General features: G+C 59.2%; 20 protein-coding genes. 17 read left to right on the forward strand and 3 right to left on the reverse strand.

From position 1 onward, the window contains the following. The first annotated feature begins 66 nt into the window (after positions 1-66). The 6 genes from WC392_11560 (at position 67) to WC392_11585 (ending at position 5,483) form a co-directional block, all read left to right on the forward strand. Positions 67-1,137, forward strand: coding sequence for a tetratricopeptide repeat protein (locus tag WC392_11560; GenBank protein ID MFA5243000.1), 1,071 nt, complete (start codon positions 67-69; stop codon positions 1,135-1,137). Further along, a complete protein-coding gene (locus WC392_11565) occupies positions 1,134-2,357 on the forward strand; it encodes a L,D-transpeptidase family protein (protein MFA5243001.1) in 1,224 nt (407 codons plus the stop codon). The genes WC392_11560 and WC392_11565 overlap by 4 nt, the downstream gene beginning before the upstream one ends. A 28-nt stretch (positions 2,358-2,385) precedes the next feature. Continuing rightward, positions 2,386-3,051 carry a peptidylprolyl isomerase gene (locus tag WC392_11570; GenBank protein ID MFA5243002.1) on the forward strand — a complete coding sequence of 222 codons (666 nt, stop codon included), beginning with the start codon at positions 2,386-2,388 and terminating at the stop codon, positions 3,049-3,051. Beyond that, positions 3,044-3,535, forward strand: coding sequence for a peptidylprolyl isomerase (locus WC392_11575; protein ID MFA5243003.1), 492 nt, complete (start codon positions 3,044-3,046; stop codon positions 3,533-3,535). Before WC392_11570 ends, WC392_11575 begins: the two co-directional genes overlap by 8 nt. 85 nt (positions 3,536-3,620) lie before the next feature. Next, complete coding sequence (locus WC392_11580) at positions 3,621-4,352, forward strand: UDP-2,3-diacylglucosamine diphosphatase (GenBank protein ID MFA5243004.1); 732 nt, start codon at positions 3,621-3,623, stop codon at positions 4,350-4,352. Between the two features lie 12 nt (positions 4,353-4,364). Continuing rightward, on the forward strand, positions 4,365-5,483 hold the full coding sequence (locus tag WC392_11585; protein ID MFA5243005.1) for a 3-deoxy-7-phosphoheptulonate synthase: 1,119 nt from the start codon (positions 4,365-4,367) through the stop codon (positions 5,481-5,483). Positions 5,484-5,695: 212 nt separating this feature from the next. Here the strand turns inward: WC392_11585 and WC392_11590 are convergent, their stop codons facing one another. From WC392_11590 to WC392_11600, 3 genes are all read right to left on the reverse strand, one after another. Continuing rightward, positions 5,696-6,964, reverse strand: coding sequence for an FAD/NAD(P)-binding oxidoreductase (locus tag WC392_11590; GenBank protein MFA5243006.1), 1,269 nt, complete (start codon positions 6,962-6,964; stop codon positions 5,696-5,698). Positions 6,965-6,974: 10 nt separating this feature from the next. Then, complete coding sequence (locus tag WC392_11595) at positions 6,975-7,562, reverse strand: c-type cytochrome (protein ID MFA5243007.1); 588 nt, start codon at positions 7,560-7,562, stop codon at positions 6,975-6,977. A 110-nt stretch (positions 7,563-7,672) separates the two neighbouring features. Next, positions 7,673-8,029 (reverse strand): hypothetical protein, encoded by a 357-nt coding sequence (locus WC392_11600; protein MFA5243008.1) that lies wholly within the window; start codon positions 8,027-8,029, stop codon positions 7,673-7,675. Positions 8,030-8,075: 46 nt separating this feature from the next. Here WC392_11600 and queA point away from each other — a divergent pair, with 46 nt between their 5' ends. The 11 genes from queA to WC392_11655 all read left to right on the forward strand — a co-directional run bounded on the left by queA (position 8,076) and on the right by WC392_11655 (position 20,152). Further along, positions 8,076-9,149 carry a tRNA preQ1(34) S-adenosylmethionine ribosyltransferase-isomerase QueA gene (gene queA / locus WC392_11605; GenBank protein ID MFA5243009.1) on the forward strand — a complete coding sequence of 358 codons (1,074 nt, stop codon included), beginning with the start codon at positions 8,076-8,078 and terminating at the stop codon, positions 9,147-9,149. Between the two features lie 269 nt (positions 9,150-9,418). After that, positions 9,419-10,687 carry an AAA family ATPase gene (locus WC392_11610; GenBank protein MFA5243010.1) on the forward strand — a complete coding sequence of 423 codons (1,269 nt, stop codon included), beginning with the start codon at positions 9,419-9,421 and terminating at the stop codon, positions 10,685-10,687. A gap of 16 nt (positions 10,688-10,703) precedes the next feature. Further along, a complete protein-coding gene (locus WC392_11615) occupies positions 10,704-11,378 on the forward strand; it encodes an RloB family protein (GenBank protein MFA5243011.1) in 675 nt (224 codons plus the stop codon). 19 nt (positions 11,379-11,397) lie between these two features. Beyond that, a complete protein-coding gene (locus tag WC392_11620; GenBank protein ID MFA5243012.1) occupies positions 11,398-11,904 on the forward strand; it encodes a hypothetical protein in 507 nt (168 codons plus the stop codon). Next, positions 11,901-13,004: a tRNA guanosine(34) transglycosylase Tgt gene (gene tgt, locus WC392_11625; GenBank protein ID MFA5243013.1), complete on the forward strand. Its 1,104-nt coding sequence runs from the start codon at positions 11,901-11,903 to the stop codon at positions 13,002-13,004. The genes WC392_11620 and tgt overlap by 4 nt, the downstream gene beginning before the upstream one ends. A 43-nt stretch (positions 13,005-13,047) precedes the next feature. Next, on the forward strand, positions 13,048-13,371 hold the full coding sequence (yajC, locus tag WC392_11630; GenBank protein ID MFA5243014.1) for a preprotein translocase subunit YajC: 324 nt from the start codon (positions 13,048-13,050) through the stop codon (positions 13,369-13,371). A gap of 87 nt (positions 13,372-13,458) precedes the next feature. After that, entirely contained in the window at positions 13,459-15,276 is a 1,818-nt protein-coding gene (gene secD / locus WC392_11635; GenBank protein ID MFA5243015.1) for a protein translocase subunit SecD, read from the forward strand. Between the two features lie 129 nt (positions 15,277-15,405). Beyond that, complete coding sequence (gene secF, locus WC392_11640; GenBank protein ID MFA5243016.1) at positions 15,406-16,344, forward strand: protein translocase subunit SecF; 939 nt, start codon at positions 15,406-15,408, stop codon at positions 16,342-16,344. A gap of 11 nt (positions 16,345-16,355) precedes the next feature. Further along, on the forward strand, positions 16,356-16,991 hold the full coding sequence (locus WC392_11645; GenBank protein MFA5243017.1) for a DedA family protein: 636 nt from the start codon (positions 16,356-16,358) through the stop codon (positions 16,989-16,991). A 39-nt stretch (positions 16,992-17,030) separates the two neighbouring features. Further along, positions 17,031-18,857, forward strand: a complete 1,827-nt coding sequence (locus WC392_11650; GenBank protein ID MFA5243018.1) for a DUF2339 domain-containing protein — start codon at positions 17,031-17,033, stop codon at positions 18,855-18,857. Then, positions 18,857-20,152: a DUF3999 family protein gene (locus tag WC392_11655; GenBank protein MFA5243019.1), complete on the forward strand. Its 1,296-nt coding sequence runs from the start codon at positions 18,857-18,859 to the stop codon at positions 20,150-20,152. Before WC392_11650 ends, WC392_11655 begins: the two co-directional genes overlap by 1 nt. Positions 20,153-20,165: the final 13 nt, after the last annotated feature.

Consider the following 20,165-nt stretch of genomic DNA (forward strand, 5'->3'; position numbering starts at 1 on the left):
TGGAATGGCGTTAAACATCCGTTTTTGCTAGAATCGCATGTCATTCGTCCAATAAGAGATTCAGCAATGAGCCGTTCCAGCATGGTCCCCATTTTCTCTGCTCTTATCGCAGCGCTCCTGCTTTCAGCCACCGCGGCTCGTGCTGATGAAGCACAGGAAATCAGCCGCATCCATAAACAGGGGCAGCAGGAAAAAGCGCTGGAGCGTGCCAACAGCTATCTTGCGACTCACCCCAAGGATGCAAAAATTCGCTTCCTCAAGGGCCTGATCCAGACCGAACAGAACAAAATCGCCGATGCGATCAAGACTTTCACCAGCATTACCGAAGATCATCCCGAGTTGCCGGAACCTTACAATAATCTGGCCGTGCTGTACGCATCCCAGGGGCAATACGAGAAAGCCAAAATCGCGCTGGAAATGGCCATCAACACCCACCCCAGCTACGCCACCGCACATGAAAACCTCGGCGACATCTATGCCAAGATGGCAAGCCAGGCCTACGACAAGGCGCTGCAACTGGACAAGGGCAATGCCAATGCGCAGTCCAAACTGGCGCTGATCAAGGATATTTTCTCCAAACAGGGCATCCAGCCGCCAGCCAAGCCGAATGTTGCGGCAAAAACCGTTCCGCCACCCGCCGCACCTGCTGTTGCCGCTCAGGCAAAAGCTGCCGCCCCGGCTGAAACCGCCACCAAGAGCATTCCCCTGGCAGCCGCACCTGCGCCCGTTGCCAAACCCGTCGCCGAAGCCACAAAAACACCCGCGGAAAAACCGGCCCCCGAAGCCAAGAGCGCCGATGATGCGGTAGTGCTGGCTACTGTCGAAGCCTGGGCCAAAGCCTGGTCTGAAAAAAACGTGGCGGGCTATCTTAAATTCTATGCGCCGGATCTGGTCCTCGCCAAAGGCGAAAGCCGCAAGACCTGGGAACGGACACGGCGCGACCGGATCAACAAACCCAAGTCCATTTCAGTGACTATCGCCTCACCTGAGGTCAAACTGCTTGATGCCAGCAACGCCAAAGTCACTTTCAAACAGCAGTATCGCGCCTCCAGCTTTAACAGCGAGGCATGGAAAACGCTGGTGATGGTCAAGTCAGACGGGGCATGGCTGATTCATGAAGAGCGTATTGGACGTTGATTAAAGGCAAACCGGCTTACTTCACGCGCACCTTCCTGCTACTGATGCTGGGGCTGGCCGCAGCACCCGCCGGCGGGATGGGTGACCTGTTGCCGCCCATGCAGTATGCACGCAGCCACGGCAATGACCCTGAAGCGCTGCTGGTCAACATTCTTCTCAAGATCCGGCACAACCAGCTCGACACCGCGCTGCGCGACGTTGACGCGCTGCTCGACAGCAAACCCAATTTCAAACTCGCCCATCTGATCCGCGGCGATCTGCTCATGGCGCGGGCGAAACCGCTGACGTCCTTTGGCGGCGCGGATGGGGCGGGATCAGAACAGGTAGCCGATTTCCGGGATGAAGCACGCGTTCGCCTGCAACGCCACCTTGAACAACCGCCAGCGGGGAAAATCCCCAAATACCTGCTGCAGATGCAAGCCGGACAACGCCACGCCATCGTGGTGGACACCGCCCGTTCACGCCTCTATCTGTTCGAAAACAATAATGGTGAACCGCGCTATGTCAGCGATTACTATTTCACCCAGGGCAAGGCCGGCGCCGAAAAATTTCGCGAGGGCGACCAGAAAACCCCGCTCGGCGTTTATTTCGTCACCTCCAGCCTGCCAGTAGAAAAACTTACCGATTTCTATGGTGTAGGCGCCTTCCCGCTCAACTACCCCAATGAATGGGACAAACGGCAAGGCAAGAGCGGTCACGGCATCTGGCTGCATGGCGTGCCCAAAGACACCTACAGCCGCGCCCCGCGGGCGAGCAACGGCTGTGTGGTGCTCAGCAACCCCGACATGACCAATGTGGGAAAATCGCTACAGCCCGGCCTCACCCCGGTCATCATCAGCGACAAGGTGGAATGGGTCACCCCGGAAGAGTGGCGCAGCCAGCGCGAACGCTTCAAGGGCGAACTGGAAGCCTGGCGCAGGGACTGGGAAAGCCTCGACAGCAAGCGCTATCTCAGCCATTATTCGGGCAAGTTCTCCGCCAACGGCCAGGATTTCAATGCCTTCAGCGCCCAGAAGCGCCAGGCCCATGCGGGCAAATCAGCACTGCGGGTACAAATGTCCGATGTCAGCCTGTTCCAGTACCCGGGCAAGGAAAATCTGATGGTGGTGACTTTCACCCAGGACTACCAGAGCAGTAACCTCAACAATGTCATGAAAAAACGCCAGTACTGGCAGCTGGAAAACGGCCAGTGGCGCATCATGTACGAAGGCGCGGCTTAGAGCCGCATATTTTTCAAGGAGAGTTCCCATGCCTCATTTCCGCTCCCTGCTGGCCCTTGTGGTCCTGCTGACCAGCTTCAGCGCCCATGCCGCGACCAATCCGCAGGTCAGGATAAAAACCAATGTCGGCGAAATGCTGATCGAACTCTACCCGCAAAAGGCGCCGAAAACAGTCGCGAACTTCCTCAACTATGTTCAGGACGGCTTCTACAACGGTACTGTTTTCCATCGCGTCATCAATGATTTCATGATTCAGGGTGGCGGCTTCACCCCCGCGCTGGAGCAGAAGCAAACCCAGCCGCCAATCGACAACGAAGCCAGTAACGGCCTCAAGAACGAGCCAGGCACGCTGGCCATGGCGCGCGGCTACGAGCCCAATTCCGCCAACGCGCAGTTTTTCATCAATCTCAACAACAACCTGCACCTCAATCACTACAAGCCCGAGCCCGACTATTATGGCTATTGCGTATTCGGCAAGGTCGTCAAGGGCCTGGATGTGGCGAAAAAGATCGGCGCCATGCCGACCACCGCCAGCGGTCCTTTCAAGGAAGAAGTGCCGGTAGAAAAGATTGTGATCGAGGAAATCAGCCCCATTTTCCCGGCAGAAACGAAGCAGGCTGAAACACCGCCGGCCGTGACGAAAAAACCCACCAAGAAACCCCTCTCCAGAAAAAAGGACGTAAAACATGGTTAAGCTGCAAACCAACTTTGGCACCATCACCCTCGATCTCGACGCCGAAAAGGCTCCGGAAACCGTTGCCAACTTTCTCCAGTACGTGAACGACGGCTTCTACAATGGCACCATCTTCCACCGCGTGATTGACGGCTTCATGATCCAGGGCGGCGGCTTCATGCCCGACATGATGCAGAAAGCCACGCGCGACACGATCAAGAATGAAGCCACCAACGGCCTGAAGAATGATATTTACACCATCGCCATGGCACGCACACCCAACCCGCATTCGGCTTCTTCCCAGTTTTTCATCAATGCAGGGGATAACAGCTTCCTCAATTTCACCGCCGAAACACCACAAGGCTGGGGCTACTGCGTGTTCGGCAAGGTCGTGGAAGGCCAGGACGTGATCGACAAGATCAAGAAAGTCCGCACCGGCAACAAGGCCGGGCATCAGGACGTGCCGGTTGAACCAGTGATCATCGAAAGCGCCGAGGCCGTTTAGGTGGTAATGGGTAAGGGGCGATGAGGAATGGGGAAACCAGCGTATCTCCTCACCCCTCACCCCTCACCCCTCACCCCTCACCCAAATGCCTCACAGCCTGTTCATCTCCGATCTGCATCTGAGCGCGGATCACCCGGAAAGCGCTTCCGCCTTTTCCGGATTTCTCGCCAGCACCGCGCCACAAGCCGAAGCCCTGTATATCCTCGGGGACCTGTTTGAATACTGGGCCGGTGATGACGACATTCACGACCCCTTCAACCAGCAGGTAATCCAGGCACTCGCAAGGCTGCATGCAAATGGCGTGAAGATCTACCTGCTGCACGGCAACCGCGACTTTCTCATGGGCGAGGCCCTGGCTGCCGCCTGCGGCGCACGGTTATTACCCGACCCCAGCCTGATCAGAATTCACGGCACCCCGACCCTGCTCATGCATGGCGACACCCTGTGCACAGACGACACTGATTACATGGCATTCCGCGCCCAGGTCCGCACGCCCGGCTGGCAGGCGAATTTTCTGGCCCAGCCGCTGGCCCAGCGCAAGGCCCAGATCGAACAACTGCGCGCGCAAAGCAAACAGGCGCAAAGCCGGAAAACCGCGGAAATTATGGACGTCAACGCCGGATCTGTTACAAATACGCTCAGGAACCACGGTTATCCGCGCCTGATTCACGGCCACACCCACCGTCCGGCGCGGCATGAACACGAAGTTGACCAGCATCGCTGCGAACGCTGGGTGCTGCCCGACTGGTACGATCAGGGCGGCTATCTGCGCTGCGACGAAAGCGGCTGCGAAGCGATTAAGATTCAGCATGGCTAAAGGAGCATCCAAATGATACTGATCCTCGCCCAGGACATCTCCAGCGAAAGCCCGGAATTCCGGCAGCTCATGGACCGCCTCAATGCCCTGCCCAATATCCGCACCCGGGTCCACCGCGAACAGGGCGCCCGGCAGACCCTCACCGAAATCTACCTGATCGGCGACACGGCTGCCCTTTCCCTTGAGGACATGAAAACCCTGCCGGGCGTGGAACGCGCCGTGCGCGTTTCCGAGGAATACCGCGTGCTGGGCCGCCACAAGGACGACGACCGGCCCACGCACTTCGAGTACAACGGCGTGCGTTTCGGGCAGGACACGCTCAACATCTTTGCCGGCCTGTGCGCGGTGGACACGCCGCAGCACGTGGAGGAGATGCTCAGGGCGCTGCGCGACCACGGCCAGGTGTGCACCCGCATGGGCGCCTACAAGCCGCGCACCAGCCCCTACGCCTTCCAGGGGCACGGCAAGGAATGCCTGCCCTGGGTGTTCGAACTGGCGGGCAAGTACGGCATCAAGGTGATCGCCATGGAAATCACCCACGAATCCCATGCTGATGAAATCCGCGAGGCCCTGCACCAGACCGGCAATCCCACCGGGGTGATGCTGCAGATCGGCACGCGCAACACGCAGAATTTCGAGCTCTTGAAAATCGTCGGCCGCCAGCAGGAGTTTCCGGTGCTGTTCAAGCGCGGTTTCGGCATCACCCTGGACGAATCCCTCAATGCCGCCGAATACCTGGCTTCGGAAGGCAACAGGAAAGTCGTGTTCGGGCTGCGCGGCATGAAAACCAATATGGGCGACCCGCACCGCAACTTCGTGGATTTCGCCCACGTGCCGGTGGTCAAACGCCTCACCCGCATGCCGGTATGCATCGACCCGTCCCACTCGGTCGGCGCCCGCTCACGCGCCCCGGACGGCTTGCTGGATGTATTCCATGTCACCGCCCAGGGCGTGATCGCCGGCGCCAACATGATCCTGGTGGATTTTCACCCGGAGCCGGGCACTGCGCTGGTAGACGGCCCGCAGGCCCTGCTGATGAAGGAGCTGCCGCACTTCATCGAAGACATACAACTGGCGCGCGAAACCTATCTCAAGCGCGAAGCGCTGGCGAGCCGTTACCAGCAGAAATAATCATCCTGAGAACTCTTTTCACCGCATACACCAGGGGATGTAGGAGGCCCGCCCCGGGCCGATTCAGTATCCAACCGGCCAATCGCGGCGAGGGCGCCGCTCCTACCCGTTCCTTTGCGGTTAACTGCTTTTCAGGTTCAATTTACCTCCCACCCAAAAAAAACCCCGCCAGGCGGCGGGGAGAGAGAAACAAAAAACTTGCTGAATGTAATTCAGGAAGACATTTCGTAGAGGATGTTCTTGATCCAGCTGCGGGCATACACGCCTTCCAGCTCGGACAGATCAGGAGACACCCCGCCTGAATTGGGCACGGCAATCGTTTTGCCCTCCGCCACCTTGTACACGGCCGAGACCGAAATGGCTTCCTTGTCGGTCACATAGCTGTAGCAGACATTGACGTGTGAAGGCGGAATCGGCTCCTTGCCATTCATCAGCTGAACCACGTTGAGCGCGCACACCTTGGCCTGGGAGTTGGCGGCATAGCCCGATTTCGGCATGGCCCCGGCACTGCAGGCGTCGCCGATCACGTGGACATTGGGCACCAGGGTGGATTCGAAAGTGACCTGATTCACCGGGCACCATTTCTTGTCCTCACCCACCACACCGGCCATGTAGGCAACCGCCCCGGCCTTCTGCGGCGGCACGACGTTGATCACGGCTCCCTTGACCTCTTCCACGCCGGTATCCACCGTCATGGCTTTGTGGTCCACCTTGCTCACCTTGTTGCCGGCATGGAACTCGATGATGCCCTTGTAGTGCTTTTCCCAGGCTTTTTTGAACAGAGGCCCTTTGGACACGATGTCCGGATTGGCATCCAGAACAATGATCTTGGACTTCGGCTTATGGTTCTTGAGGTGCCAGGCAATCTGGCTGATACGCTCGTAAGGACCGGGCGGGCAGCGGAAAGGGGTCACCGGCACCGAGAGCACGACCGTGCCGCCATCCGCCATGTCCACCAGTTGCTTGCGCAGCCGCAGCGTCTGCTCGCCGGCCTTCCAGGCGTGTGGCATGAATTTCGGCGTTTCAACCGGATCGTAGCCTTCCAGTTCATCGAAGCGGAAATCGATGCCGGGGGAGAGCACCAGCCGGTCATAGCTGATGGTTCCGGCGCCGACCCTGACCTGTTTTGCGGCCACATCGATGCCGGTCACTTCATCGTAAACCACCTGGATACCATGCTTCGCCGCAAGGTTATCGTAGGTGATCATGTTGTCATTGAGATCGCGGGTGCCACCGATCACCAGGTTGCTGAACGGGCAGGATACATAAGTCTTGTTGCGCTCGATCATCACCACTTCGATGGAAGGGTCGCTCATGCGGATGTATTTGGACACGATGGTGCCGCCGTAACCGCCCCCCACTACCACCACGCGGCGGCCCTTCTTGGGCAGCACTTCGCCCGCGCGGGCGATGACTGAAAGGGAAGACATGCTGAGACCCGCGGCGATGCCGGCCATTTGAATGAAATTTCTGCGATTCATGATCGGCTCCTTATTGCTGGCTGGCGTAAAAATGGATGACGGCTTCCACCTCTTCGGGTGTCAGCTTTCCTTCACCCTCGACTTTTTCCGCCATCTTTTCGGGCATCTTGCGCTTGCCGAAACGGAACTCGTGCATGCTGATCTGCAGGTATTCTTTCCATTGTCCGGCCAGAATGCCGCTATCCTCGGAATCGCGGCCATTATCCATATGACACTTCTTGCAGCGCTGATCGTGAATCTGCTTGCCGATGGCAACCTTGGCCGCATCCACATCCTGCTTCTTGCGCCCGAAAGGATGTTTGGCGAAGAAATCCGTCATCATCTTGATTTCCTCATCCGAATAGGCTTTTGCCAGACGCCCCATGATGCTGGAAGGACGCTCGCCACTCTTGAATTTCTTCATGGTATCCAGCAAATAGGATTCCGGCATGCCCGCGATAGTGGGCATGCTTGGTCCGGCACTGGTTCCGTTGGTGCCGTGACAGCCGGCACAGGTGTTCGACAGCATGGCCGCCTGGCTCGGGCTTTCGGCCCATACCGGCGCGTGAATCATGAAACACCCGCCAATGATGGCGGTTGCAATCCCCATGGGTTTCATATCCCCTCCTTATAATTTAATTGCCAACAGACGAGCAAAGCACCTGCAAAAGAGAGATTGTAGGCATATGGCAAACTCCACATTGATCCATATCAACATTCCGGCAAAAATCAGGGCCTGCGCTCACAAGGCATGGCCTCTTCAACTTCATGCGTGTAGAAGAACAGGCGGATCAGCCTTTCGGTCTCGAAATAGCGGAAACGGGAAGGCAGCGGCGCTTCGGCATCCTTGACGCCGGGATTCCACTCGATGCCGTGATAGTTGTTTTCCCCCACGGTTAACTTGTACACTCCGGCTGATTCGCCTGCCGGGCTTGAAGCCGTGTAATCCTGCTGGCCGCTGAAGGTGATCGTGATGCCGTTGCGGCACTGCCACTGGCCTTCCAGCTTCGGCGCCTTGGGCTGATTCAAGTCGCAGGCGGCGAGCAGAAGCAGCAGAACCAGGCCAGTCAATTTATTCATCATCATCCTCAATCCCGAACCGTTTAACAGAAATTTACTGAATTCTAGCCCAATGCCTGCTTCGATCAAACAAGGCGATTCGCCTCAACTCACTTTGGCGGATTTTGACTTCACCCTGCCCGACGAGCTGATTGCCCAGTTTCCCGCCGAACAACGGCGCCACAGCCGCCTGCTGCATCTGGACGCGCCCAACGACGCGCTGCACGACGATTTTTTCCGCCACCTCCCGGCTTACCTCAAAGCAGGCGATCTGCTGGTGTTCAACGACACCCGGGTGATCAAGGCGCGCCTGCACGGCAGCAAGGAAAGCGGCGGCAGGATCGAGGTGCTGGTGGAGCGCGTCCTCGACGAGCACCATGTCCTGGCCCACATCCGCGCCAGCCATAGCCCGCAGCCGGGTTCCGCGCTGCTGCTGGAGGGCTGCCTGGCTGTCAGGGTGCTGGAGAAGGAAGGCGCGCTGTACCGGCTTGAATTTTCTGGCGACGAATCCGTGCTGGACCTGCTGGAACGCCACGGCAGCCTGCCCCTGCCGCCCTACATCACCCACGCGCCGGACGCAGTGGACGAAACGCGCTACCAGACAGTCTATGCCCGCGAGCCCGGCGCGGTTGCCGCACCCACCGCCGGGCTGCATTTCGACGCAGAGATGCTGGCCGAGCTTGAAGCCATGGGCGTGCATATCGCCTACGTCACGCTGCACGTCGGCGCAGGCACCTTCCAGCCGGTGCGGGTGGACAACATCGCCGAGCACCGGATGCACAGCGAATGCTACCAGGTGCCGCTAGAGACGGTGGGCGCGATTCTTCGCGCCAGAAGCGAGGGCGGGCGCGTCATGGCGGTCGGCACCACCTCGCTGCGCGCGCTGGAATCCGCAGCCGCGGACGGGGAACTGAAGGCCGGCTACGGCGAAACCAGCATTTTCATCACGCCCGGCTACCAGTTCCGCGTGGTGGAACGCCTGCTCACCAATTTTCACCTGCCCAAGTCCACGCTGCTGATGCTGGTGTCCGCCTTCGCCGGCATGGATAATATCCGCCGCGCCTACCAGCATGCGGTGGAACAGCGCTACCGCTTTTTCAGCTATGGCGACGCCATGCTGATCGAGAGAAGGCAAGATCTACCATAAAACCTGTTCTTATCCCACCGCCAGAAATTCAGCCTTGATCTTCGCATCCTGCCCCGATAGTCTTGCATCGTTGCGGCCTGAGGCCATAAATGAAATCCCATCCTGACAATCCGGGATGTTCCTCAAGCACCTGATCGCCTTGCAGGAGTACCAGCGGATTGAAGCTAAAAATGGTTTTCAGCCTGAATAGCGAAAAAACACATCAAAATAAATTGATTATGCGAACAAAAAGTGCATAATCTTAATTCATTTTTTACTTCTAACTTGCCATGCTGCTCGAATTTCGAATCCGCAACTTCCGCTCAATTCGTGACGAAATAGTCATCAGTTTTGTTGCGTCCAAAGATAAAAAGCTGGCCGAAACTCATCTCGCATCGACCAGTATCAAGAGCCTGGCTCATGTGGTGCGCAGCGCCGTGGTCTATGGTCCAAACGCCAGCGGCAAGTCCACTCTGCTACAAGCGCTGGCTTTTATGCGCGGCGTTGTGGCTGAATCTGCGACCACCATGCAATTGGGGCAAACATTTAATGTGCAGCCTTTCCGTCTGGACGCTGAGTGGGCTACACAACCCACCGAGTTTGAAGTGAGTTTCATATTTAACGGGGTGCGGCACCAATATGGCTTCAGCCTGACACCAGAGCGGATCGTGGATGAATGGTTGCTGGTCTATCGTGCCGCCAAGCCGCAGCAGTGGTTCAGCCGTAGCTTTGACGAAGAAACAAAAACCTCGACTTACGAGTTCAGCACGCACCTAACCGGCCCGCGCAAGCTCTGGCAAGAATCGACTCGCCCCAACGCGCTGTTTCTTTCCACTGCCGCGCAGCTCAACAGCGAACTGTTGGGGCCCGTGTTCCGCTGGTTGGTGGAACAACCCGTATATTTCGGCGCTGGTTTGACACCGTTACCGGATTTCACCACGGAACTTCTCCAGACCGAGATTGGCAAGCGTGCAGTGCGTGATTTTCTAACCTCGGCGGACATCAGTATCAGCGATGTGGTGAGCGTACCGCGCCAAGGATTTCAGCAAAAAATAATGTTTGGCCCCGAGGGCGCGCAAGTCACGCGCGAAGATCGGGAAATGCTCATGCCTCAATTTGTCCACAAGACCGAACGCGGATCTGCCAGTTTTGAGCTGCATGAAGAATCTCAGGGTACGCAGAGGTTGTATGCCCTGGCAGCACCCGTACTCGACGTGCTCAAACATGGCCGCCTGCTGATTGTGGATGAGCTGGACAGCAGCCTGCACCCCTTGCTGTTGCGGCAGTTGGTGCGCATGTTCCACCAGCCGGAACTCAATCCACTGGGTGCGCAACTCCTTTTTACCACCCATGACACCTCGCTGCTCGACCGCACCCTGTTCCGGCGTGACCAAATCTGGTTCACTGAAAAAGACCGTGATCAAGCAACTCACCTGTATCCGCTAACCGATTTCAGCCCGCGCGAAACTGAAGCCTGGGAACGCGGTTACTTGATCGGGCGCTATGGTGCCGTGCCTTTTTTCAATGAATCCACTCCGCCAGCCCAGGCTGCAAGCTGACAGGCAGGCGGGCCGCATGGGAAAAGATAACCAGCCAAAAATACGCCAAGCCGAACAACTGGCACGTAAGGAAGGCCGACGTGCTGGCTATGACCGCATCCTCATCGTCAGTGAAGGAAGCAAAACCGAACCGCTCTACCTGAATGAAATCCGCGCGGAGTATCGTCTAAGCACGACCAACGTACAGGTGCAACCCAGTCAGTTTGGCACCACGCCTTTGCAGGTGGTGGAATACGCCGAACATCTGTTCGTGAATGGCGACGATGCCAGGAACATCCAGCCCCGCGCCTTTGAGAAAGTCTATGCCGTTATCGACCGTGACGATCACGCCACCTATCACAATGCACTAGCCAAAGCCGCCGCGCGGGACCGTAAACTGCGCAGCGAACTGAATCAGGCCGTGCGCTTCGAAGCCATTGCCTCCGTGCCCTGCTTTGAACTGTGGCTGTTGCTGCATTTTGAAGACGTGCTCGCCCCGCTGCACCGCACCGAGGTCTATCAGCGGCTGAGTCAGTTCCTGCCCGGCTACGACAAAGGGCAAGAGGGACACTTTGCCCAAACACGCCAGCACCTGGATGTGGCCACACAGCGCGCCGTGCAATTGGCTGCCCAATCCAACGCATACCACGGCACTGATCCATATACTGATATACACCACCTGGTAACGCTACTTACCACGCTTAAGCATTAATCAGAACAATACCCTACCCATGCAAAAACTTACCGCCCAAGACCCCGAAGCGCAATTTGCCGGCCTGATTGCCGAGAATATCGCCAAGCTAAAAGCGCTGCTCCCTGAACTGCTCACCGAAGATGCGAGCGGAGTGGAAATCAATGCGGCCGTGCTGAGCCAACTCGTTGGCAAAGTCGCCACGGACAGCGACGAAAAGTACGCCCTCAACCGCAGCACCGAACACGGCGACTCGGCGGCATTGATCGAGTTCATGCTGCAAATGATCCTCGACGCAACGCCAAGGGCCCAGTCAAAGGCCCAGAATGGGGCCCAGTCGGAAGCTATCCTGCACGCCCTTATGGCGGCACCACTCCCGGCCAATGAACTTATCGCTCACCTTGGGCTGCGAAGCAAGACGGGCGCTTTCAAGCGCGCCATGAAGACTCTATTGAACGATGGTCTCATCGAATACACTATCCCGGACAAACCCAACAGCCGCCTGCAGAAATACCGCCTGACCGGAAAGGCCCAAAAGGAAATATGAATTTTCAAATCAAACAAAGCGACAGCCTGGCCCGTCGCGGCACCCTGACGCTGGCCCACGGCCAGGTGGAAACGCCGGCCTTCATGCCGGTCGGCACCTATGGCACGGTCAAGGCCATGTCGCCGGCCGAGTTGAAGGACATCGGCGCCCATATCGTGCTCGGCAACACCTTCCACCTGTGGCTGAGGCCGGGGCTGGAAGTGATCGCGGCGCACGGCGGCCTGCACCGCTTCATGAACTGGGACGGCCCGATTCTGACTGACAGCGGTGGGTTCCAGGTGTTCAGCCTGGGCGAGCTGCGCAAGATCACGGAGGAAGGCGTCAAGTTCCAGTCGCCGGTGAACGGCGACCGCTGCTTCCTCACCCCGGAGGAATCGATGCGCATCCAGAAGGTGCTGAATTCCGACATCGTGATGATTTTCGACGAATGCACGCCCTACCCTGCCGATTTCCACACCGCGGCCGAGTCCATGCGCCTCTCGCTGCGCTGGGCGGAGCGCTCGAAAAAAGCTCACGAGGGCAACCCCAATGCGCTGTTCGGCATCGTCCAGGGCGGCATGCACGAGCCGCTGCGCGATGAATCGCTGCGCGAACTGGTCAACATCGGCTTCGACGGCTACGCCATCGGCGGGCTGTCGGTGGGTGAACCCAAGGAAGACATGCTGCGCATCCTCACCCACACCGCGCCGCGCATGCCCGCCAACAAACCGCGTTATCTGATGGGCGTGGGAACGCCCGAAGATCTCGTGGATGCAGTCTCCCAGGGCATCGACATGTTCGACTGCGTCATGCCCACGCGCAATGCGCGCAACGGCTGGCTGTTCACCCGCTTCGGCACGGTCAAGATCAGGAATGCGCAATACCGCCTCGACACTGGCCCGCTGGACGAGCAATGCAGCTGCTACACCTGCCGCAATTTCACCCGCGCCTACCTGCACCATTTGTACCGCCTGGGCGAGATCCTCGGCGCGCGCCTCAACACCATCCACAACCTGCATTACTACCAGGAACTGATGCAGGGGATACGCAAAGCCATCGAGGAACAGCGCTTTGACGAATTCGTGCAGGAGTTCAGGCAAGCCCGGACAACTGCGTGCTAGAATTGCGCCTAATTTTGTTTTCAATAATGAATGGAGATTGACCGTGTTCATCAGCAACGCCTTCGCCGCCGCACCCGCCCAGGACCCGACCGGTGGCATGATGCAATTCATACCGCTCATCGTGATTTTCGTGCTGTTCTATTTCATGCTGATCCGCCCGCAGATGAAGCGCGCCAAGGAACAGAAAAACATGATCGACGCGCTGCAAAAGGGTGATGAAGTCATCACCGGAGGCGGACAGCTGGGCAAGGTCGTCAAGGTGGGCGAGAACTATGTCAGCGTTGAAATCGCCGAAAATGTAGTGGTAAACATACAGAAAGCAGCCATCACCTCCCTCCTGCCCAAGGGCACGATCAAAAGCATTTAAGCGTGAGGGGTGAGGCGTGAGGGGTGAGAAAAACCACCCCCTCTCCCGCCTCACCCCTAACCCCTTACCCCTCACGGAATTCGATCCATGAACCGCTACCCCCTGTGGAAAAACATCCTCGTTGCAGTCACGCTGCTGCTGGGTCTGCTCTACACCTTGCCCAACTTTTTCGGTGAAATGCCGGCTGTCCAGATCTCGTCAGCCCGTTCCACGGTCAAAGTGGATACCTCCACGCTAAAAAAAGTGGAAGAGGCCTTGAGCCAGAACCAGATTGTGTCCCAGGGAACCACGCTGGACGCGGCCAGCATCAAGGTTCGCTTTGCAGACACGGACACCCAGCTGAAAGCCAAGGATTTGCTGCAAAACAGCCTGGGCAACAATTATGTGATCGCGCTCAATCTCATTTCCAGCTCTCCGGGCTGGCTCAGCAGCCTGGGCGCGCTACCCATGTACCTGGGCCTGGATCTGCGCGGCGGCGTGCATTTCCTGCTTGAAGTGGACATGAAAGCAGCCCTGGTCAAGACCATGGAGCGCTATACCGGCGACATCCGCAGCGCCCTGCGCGAGAAAAAGATTGCCTATGCCGGCATCAGCCGTCAGCCCGACCAGACCATCCAGGTCAAGTTCCGCGATGCCGAAACGCGTGGCAAGGCTGCCAACGAACTGCTCAAAAACATGCCCGACCTGATTTTGAAGGAAACAGAAGAAGGCGGCGAATTCAGGATCATCGCCAATTTGAACCCGCAGGCGCAAAAACGCAGCCAGGAATTCGCCCTGCAACAGAACATCACCACCCTGCGCAACCGCGTCAACGAACTCGGCGTGGCAGAACCCATTATCCAGCAGCAAGGCGCGGACCGCATCGTGGTACAGCTGCCCGGCGTGCAGGATACCGCCAAGGCCAAGGAAATCCTCGGCCGTACCGCCACCCTGGAAATCCGCATGGTGGACGAGGAACACGACGTCAACGCCGCGCTCCAGGGCCAGGTCCCCTTTGGCACCGAGCTTTATACCGAACGCAAGGGCTCGCCCATGCTGGTCAGGAAGCAGGTCGTGCTGACCGGCGAATACATCAGCGATGCCTCGCCCGGCTTCGACAACCAGACCAGCGAGCCGGTGGTGCATATTTCCCTCGACGGCCGCGGCGCGCGCATCTTCCGCGACACCACGCGCGAAAACGTGGGCAAGCGCATGGCCATCCTGCTGATCGAAAAAGGCCAGGCGGAAGTCATTACCGCCCCGGTGATCCGCGAGGAAATCGGCGGAGGCCGGGTGCAGATCAGCGGCGCCATGACAGCCCAGGAAGCCAACGATGTCTCCTTGCTGCTGCGTGCCGGCGCGCTGGCGGCCCCGATGGAAATCATCGAGGAACGCACCGTCGGACCCAGCATGGGCGCGGAGAATATTTCCAAGGGCTTCAACTCGAACATCTATGGCTTCATCGCCATCGCCGTGTTCATGATCATTTACTACCGCTTCTTCGGCACGATTTCCACCCTCGCGCTGAGCGCCAACCTGCTGTTCCTGGTGGCCTTGCTGTCGCTGCTGCAAGCCACGCTGACCCTGCCCGGCATGGCGGCAATCGCGCTCACCATCGGCATGGCGATCGACGCCAACGTGCTGATCAACGAACGGATCCGCGAGGAGCTGCGCAACGGCACCTCGCCGCAAGCGGCTATCCATGCCGGTTACGAGCGTGCCTTCGACACCATTCTGGACTCCAACATCACCACCTTCATTGCCGGCGTGGCGCTATTCTGGCTCGGCTCCGGCCCGGTGCGGGGTTTCGCGGTGGTATTGTGCCTCGGCATCCTGACCTCGATTTTCAGCGCGGTGGTGGTATCACGCAGCCTGGTCAACCTGAGCTATGGCCGCAAAGTCAGGCTGGATAAAGTTTCGATTTGATTATTGCTAAATGTAGGGTGGGTTAGCGAAGCGTAACCCACCAGGTGGCAGCATGATGGCGGGTTACGCGGCTACGCCGCTAACCCACCCTGCGATTCTGTGGCTAAGCCGTTTTAAGGAAAAAATATGCTGGAACTTTTCAACATCAAGCGCGACATCCCGTTCATGAGCTATGCCCGGGTCACCACGCTGATCTCCCTGGTGACCTTCATCCTGGCGGTGGCCGCGCTCGGCTTCAAGGGCCTCAATCTGGGCGTGGACTTTACCGGCGGCACGGTGATGGAAATCACCTACCCGCAACCGGCGGAAGTGCCGAAAATCCGCGACACGCTGGAGAAAATGGGTCTGAAAGACGCCGCCGTGCAAACCTTCGGCACCTCGCACGATGTCCTGATCCGCCTGCCGGCCAAACCCGAACTCAGCAGCGCCAAGCTGTCCGAGCAGGTATTTCAGGCACTGGCCGCATCAGACGCCAGCGTCAAGTTGCAACGCGTCGAGTTTGTCGGCCCGCAGGTAGGCCAGGAACTGTATGAAAACGGCGCCCTGGCCCTGCTGGTGGTGTGTTTCGGTATCATGGCCTACCTTGCCGTGCGCTTCGAGTGGCGCTTCGCCGTGGCTGCCATCATCGCCAACATGCACGACATCGTGATCATTCTGGGCTTTTTCGCCTTTTTCCAGTGGGACTTTTCCCTGACCGTGCTGGCCGCGGTACTGGCAATTCTGGGCTACTCGGTGAACGAATCGGTGGTGGTATTCGACCGGATCCGCGAAAACTTCCGCAAGATGCGCAAGGCCAGCGTGCCCGAAGTCATCGACAACGCCATCACCCGCACCATGTCGCGCACCATCATCACCCACTTCAGCACCCAGCTGATGGTACTGGCCATGCTGTTCTTCGGTGGCGAGGCCCTGCACTATTTTGCCCTGGCACTAACCATCGGCATCCTGTTCGGCATTTACTCCTCGGTCCTGGTTGCCAGCCCGATCGTGCTGTGGCTGGGGGTTTCGCGCGAGCAGTTCCTCAAGCCGGAGAAAAAGGAAGGCGAAGAGGCCGAAGTCCTGCCTTAAGAACTTAACCCATGGAACTGCTGCTTTCCTTCATCGACCTTGTCCTGCACCTGGACAAGCATCTGCCCATATTGATCCAGCAATATGGCACCTGGATTTACCTGGCCCTGTTTCTGGTGATTTTCTGCGAAACCGGGCTGGTGGTAACCCCTTTCCTGCCGGGAGATTCGCTGCTCTTCATTTCCGGCGCCATCGCCGCCACCGGCGCCATGGAGCCCGAAGTTCTGGTCGTCCTGCTGGTATCCGCCTCATTTCTCGGCGACAACACCAACTACTGGATCGGCCGCCTGGCCGGGCCGAGGATATTCAAGAGCAACACCTCGCGCCTGCTCAACCGCGACTACCTGGACAAGACCCACCACTTCTACCAGAAGCACGGTGGCAAGGCCATCATCCTGGCGCGATTCTTCCCCATCATCCGCACCTTCGCGCCCTTTGTCGCCGGCATGGGCCACATGGATTACCGCCGCTTCCTGTTCTTCAGCTTCAGCGGCAGCATCGCCTGGGTAGGCTCCTTCGTGCTTGGCGGCTATTTCTTCGGCAACATCCCCTTCATCAAGCAGAACCTCACCCTGGTGATGCTTGGGATCATCTTCGTATCCATTCTGCCCGGCATCATCGGCTACCTGCGCCACCGTTTTCAGTAGCCTATTTGCGCCAGCCACAAAGCATGATAGCTTTGCGGCATGGAATTTCTGGCCTACATCGCGCTCGCGCTTTTTTTCCTGATCGCCCCGCTGCTGGGCATTTCGGCCTATCTGCGGCAGGGGACGCTTGAAAAAACCCAGCGCGAACGCAACAACGCCCTGAGTGCGCGCATCTCCGCGCTGGAAGCAGAGATCGCTCTATTAAGGCAGCCCCAGCCGGCGCCAGGTGAACCCGTGCCACTCGCCGCAAATGCGGCCATTCCGGTAACAGCCGTAGCCACCCCCAGCCAACCCGTTTCCGCGCCTCGGCCCCGGCGCGATGAAAAACCTTCATCCGGCATTGACCTGGAAACGCTGATCGCAGGCCGCTGGCTCAATCGCATCGGCATCATCGCCCTGCTGCTGGCCGGATCGTTCTTCCTCAAATTTGCCTTCGACAACGACTGGATCGGCCCGGCAGGCCGCGTCGCCATCGGCCTGCTGTCGGGCAGCGCGCTGATCGTGTTCAGCCAGACCCTGCTCAGGCGTGGCTACAGCTATTTTTCCGACGGCATCGCCGGGCTGGGGGCGGGTGTGCTGTATCTTTCGCTCTATGCTGCCCACCAGTTTTACCATCTCGTGCCCTCCTGGGCGGCGTTCGGCGGCATGGCCATCACCACTGCCGCCCTGATGGGACTGGCGCTGGGCCGGGATTCGCAGCGCATTGCCCTGCTGGCGCTGGCTGGCGGCTTCCTCACCCCGGCCCTGCTGAGCAGCGGAGTGGATGCGCAAATCCAGCTTTTCAGCTATCTGGCCGTGCTGAACATGGGCCTGATGGTTCTCGCCCGCCGCCGCGACTGGGACCTGCTGCCGCCACTGGCGCTGGCGGCCACCATCGCCTATTACTTCGGCTGGCACGAGCAGTTCTACCTTGCAGCCACCCGCCTGCTGCCAACGCTGGCCTTCCTGACCCTGTTCTTTGCCCAGTTCGCCGCCCTGTCCGTGCTCCAGGCGCGGCGCGGCGAACGGCTCACGCCGCTGCAAATCCTGCTGCTGCTCCTGAATGCCGCCTTCTACCTCATTGCACTGGGTGATCTGCTCTACGGCCAGCATCGCACCTATCTCACCCTTGCCCTGCTGCTGCTCTCCGCGGCCTACCTCGGCATGATGCGCCTCGCGCCGCCCACGCCCGCGCGCCTGCCTTTCGCCGCGCTGGCCCTGACCGCCGCCACGCTGGCCATCCCGGTACAACTGGAGGGCGAATGGATCGCCATTGCCTGGGCCATCGAGGGCGCGGCGCTGGCTGCCAGCGGATTCAGAAGCGGCAACGCCGGCCTGCGCGGCGCCGCACTGATCCTGTTTGCCCTCGCTGCCGTGACGCTGATTGCTGACCTGCCGGAAGGCGGGGCATTTCTCCTCAATGCGCGCTTCGCCACTTTCGCCGTGCTGGCCGCCTGCCTCGGCCTGGCTGCGGCCTGGGCGTTCAGGGCGGTTGAGACACTTTCCAGCAACGAGCGCCCTGGTTTTGGCGCGGCAGGCGTGGCGGCGAATATCTTTGCCGTGTGGGGCCTGTCGCTGGAACTGTGGGATGTGTTCAGCAGCGGGCAACGAACCGGCCTGGCACAATTGCTTGCCCTGTCCCTGTTCTGGGCGGCGTATGCCACGGTTTTGATCCTCATTGGCGTGCGGCGCAACATCCCCGCGCTGCGCTGGCAGGCGCTGGCGCTGTTCGGGCTGCTGGTGGGCAAGGTATTCCTGTATGACTTCGCCCTGCTCGAAAAGGCCTATCGCATTGCCTCCTTCTTTGCCTTGGGCACGGCATTGCTGGCCGTATCCTTTTTCTACCAGCGCCGTCAGGGAGCTGAAAAACCCGGCAAGGAATCCTGATGCGACGGCTGTTCCTGCTACTCCTCCCTTTCGGCGTGCAGGCTGCGGAACTGCCCCCGGCCAAGGCAGCCGAGCCTGCCGCCTGGCAGCACTGGCAATATTCCCGCCCATTGCAGATGCCCGCCGCACCATCGGAGTGGGCGCGCTTCACCCTGCCAGCCGAAATTCATGGCCCGGCACAGGGCAGCCTCGCAGACCTGCGCCTGATCGGCCAAAACGGCAAGGAAATTCCCTATCTACTGTACGCGCAACAGGAGCAATGCCAGCGCACCTGGCGCAGCGCGCCGCTCAGCGATACCGGCTTCATTCCCGGCCAGTACAGCCAGGCCGTAGTCGATGCAGGAACTGACGGTGCGCTGCACAATGCGGTTGAAATCAGCACGGAGCAGAAGGATTTTTTCACCTGGACAGAGATCGCCGCCAGTGATGACCACGTTACCTGGCGCAGCGTGCGGGAAAAAGCGCCGCTCTACCGCTTCGACAGCGCCAGGCCGAACAACGGCGAGATCCTGAATTACCCCCTGACCCGATCGCGCTGGCTACGCCTGCGCTTTCTGCAGGGCGAGAAGGCCCTGTCGATTACCAGCGCGCGCATCACCCGGGAAGTCCGGACCGAGGCGGAGCGCACCCCGCTTGCCGCAACATTTCAACTCGCTGCCGGGCAGGTTGAAGGGGAGAGCGTGTGGCAAACCGATCTGGGCCGGAGCTTGCCGCCCGTTTCCGCACTGCGCTTTGAGTCCAGTCAGGCCAAATTTCACCGCGGGGTCAAGGTCAGCGCCAGCGAAGACGGCAAGAACTGGCGCGGCATCGCGCACGGACACATCTATCGCCATGCCGCCGCCCTGGATGAGAAGCAGCGCGCAGTACTGGAAATCAGCTTTCCCGAAACCCGCGCCAGATTCTGGCGCATCAGCATACTCAACCGCAACGACCCCGCGCTGCCCGGCCTGCATGTGAACATGCTGTCGATTCCGCGCCACATCGCGTTCAGGCGCGAGGCAGGGCTGGATTACCGCCTGCTTTACGGCAACCCGAGCGCCACGCCGGCACAGTATGAATTGGCACAAGTATCCAGCAGCGCACAATGGCAATCCGCGCCTGTTGCCACATTGGGGATGGAAGCCAGCAACACGTCCTATGTCAGCGCGGCGCCCTGGAGCGAACGCCATCCGTGGCTGCTGTGGACTGCACTCGTCACGGCGGTGGGCATGCTGGCATGGATGGCCATCACGGCGTTGCGCCACGGCCATTCAGGAGTAGGGGACAAGACGGGAAATCGAACCGGGCGGGAATGAACTCCCTGCCCGG

Origin of the sequence: Sulfuricella sp. (assembly GCA_041651995.1) — a bacterium.
Classification (GTDB): Bacteria; Pseudomonadota; Gammaproteobacteria; order Burkholderiales; family Sulfuricellaceae; genus Sulfurimicrobium.

What these genes read in the sequence shown, in the direction of transcription:
- WC392_11570 (MFA5243002.1), top strand. Translation starts at nt 2,386, where the DNA reads ATGCCTCATTTCCGCTCCCTGCTGGCCCTTGTGGTCCTGCTGACCAGC.
- secD (MFA5243015.1), top strand. Translation starts at nt 13,459, where the DNA reads ATGAACCGCTACCCCCTGTGGAAAAACATCCTCGTTGCAGTCACGCTG.
- queA (MFA5243009.1), top strand. Translation starts at nt 8,076, where the DNA reads ATGCCTGCTTCGATCAAACAAGGCGATTCGCCTCAACTCACTTTGGCG.
- WC392_11610 (MFA5243010.1), top strand. Translation starts at nt 9,419, where the DNA reads ATGCTGCTCGAATTTCGAATCCGCAACTTCCGCTCAATTCGTGACGAA.
- WC392_11615 (MFA5243011.1), top strand. Translation starts at nt 10,704, where the DNA reads ATGGGAAAAGATAACCAGCCAAAAATACGCCAAGCCGAACAACTGGCA.
- WC392_11560 (MFA5243000.1), top strand. Translation starts at nt 67, where the DNA reads ATGAGCCGTTCCAGCATGGTCCCCATTTTCTCTGCTCTTATCGCAGCG.
- WC392_11580 (MFA5243004.1), top strand. Translation starts at nt 3,621, where the DNA reads ATGCCTCACAGCCTGTTCATCTCCGATCTGCATCTGAGCGCGGATCAC.
- WC392_11585 (MFA5243005.1), top strand. Translation starts at nt 4,365, where the DNA reads ATGATACTGATCCTCGCCCAGGACATCTCCAGCGAAAGCCCGGAATTC.
- WC392_11600 (MFA5243008.1), bottom strand. Translation starts at nt 8,029, where the DNA reads ATGATGATGAATAAATTGACTGGCCTGGTTCTGCTGCTTCTGCTCGCC.
- WC392_11595 (MFA5243007.1), bottom strand. Translation starts at nt 7,562, where the DNA reads ATGAAACCCATGGGGATTGCAACCGCCATCATTGGCGGGTGTTTCATG.
- WC392_11655 (MFA5243019.1), top strand. Translation starts at nt 18,857, where the DNA reads ATGCGACGGCTGTTCCTGCTACTCCTCCCTTTCGGCGTGCAGGCTGCG.
- tgt (MFA5243013.1), top strand. Translation starts at nt 11,901, where the DNA reads ATGAATTTTCAAATCAAACAAAGCGACAGCCTGGCCCGTCGCGGCACC.
- WC392_11620 (MFA5243012.1), top strand. Translation starts at nt 11,398, where the DNA reads ATGCAAAAACTTACCGCCCAAGACCCCGAAGCGCAATTTGCCGGCCTG.
- WC392_11650 (MFA5243018.1), top strand. Translation starts at nt 17,031, where the DNA reads ATGGAATTTCTGGCCTACATCGCGCTCGCGCTTTTTTTCCTGATCGCC.
- WC392_11645 (MFA5243017.1), top strand. Translation starts at nt 16,356, where the DNA reads ATGGAACTGCTGCTTTCCTTCATCGACCTTGTCCTGCACCTGGACAAG.
- WC392_11590 (MFA5243006.1), bottom strand. Translation starts at nt 6,964, where the DNA reads ATGAATCGCAGAAATTTCATTCAAATGGCCGGCATCGCCGCGGGTCTC.
- WC392_11575 (MFA5243003.1), top strand. Translation starts at nt 3,044, where the DNA reads ATGGTTAAGCTGCAAACCAACTTTGGCACCATCACCCTCGATCTCGAC.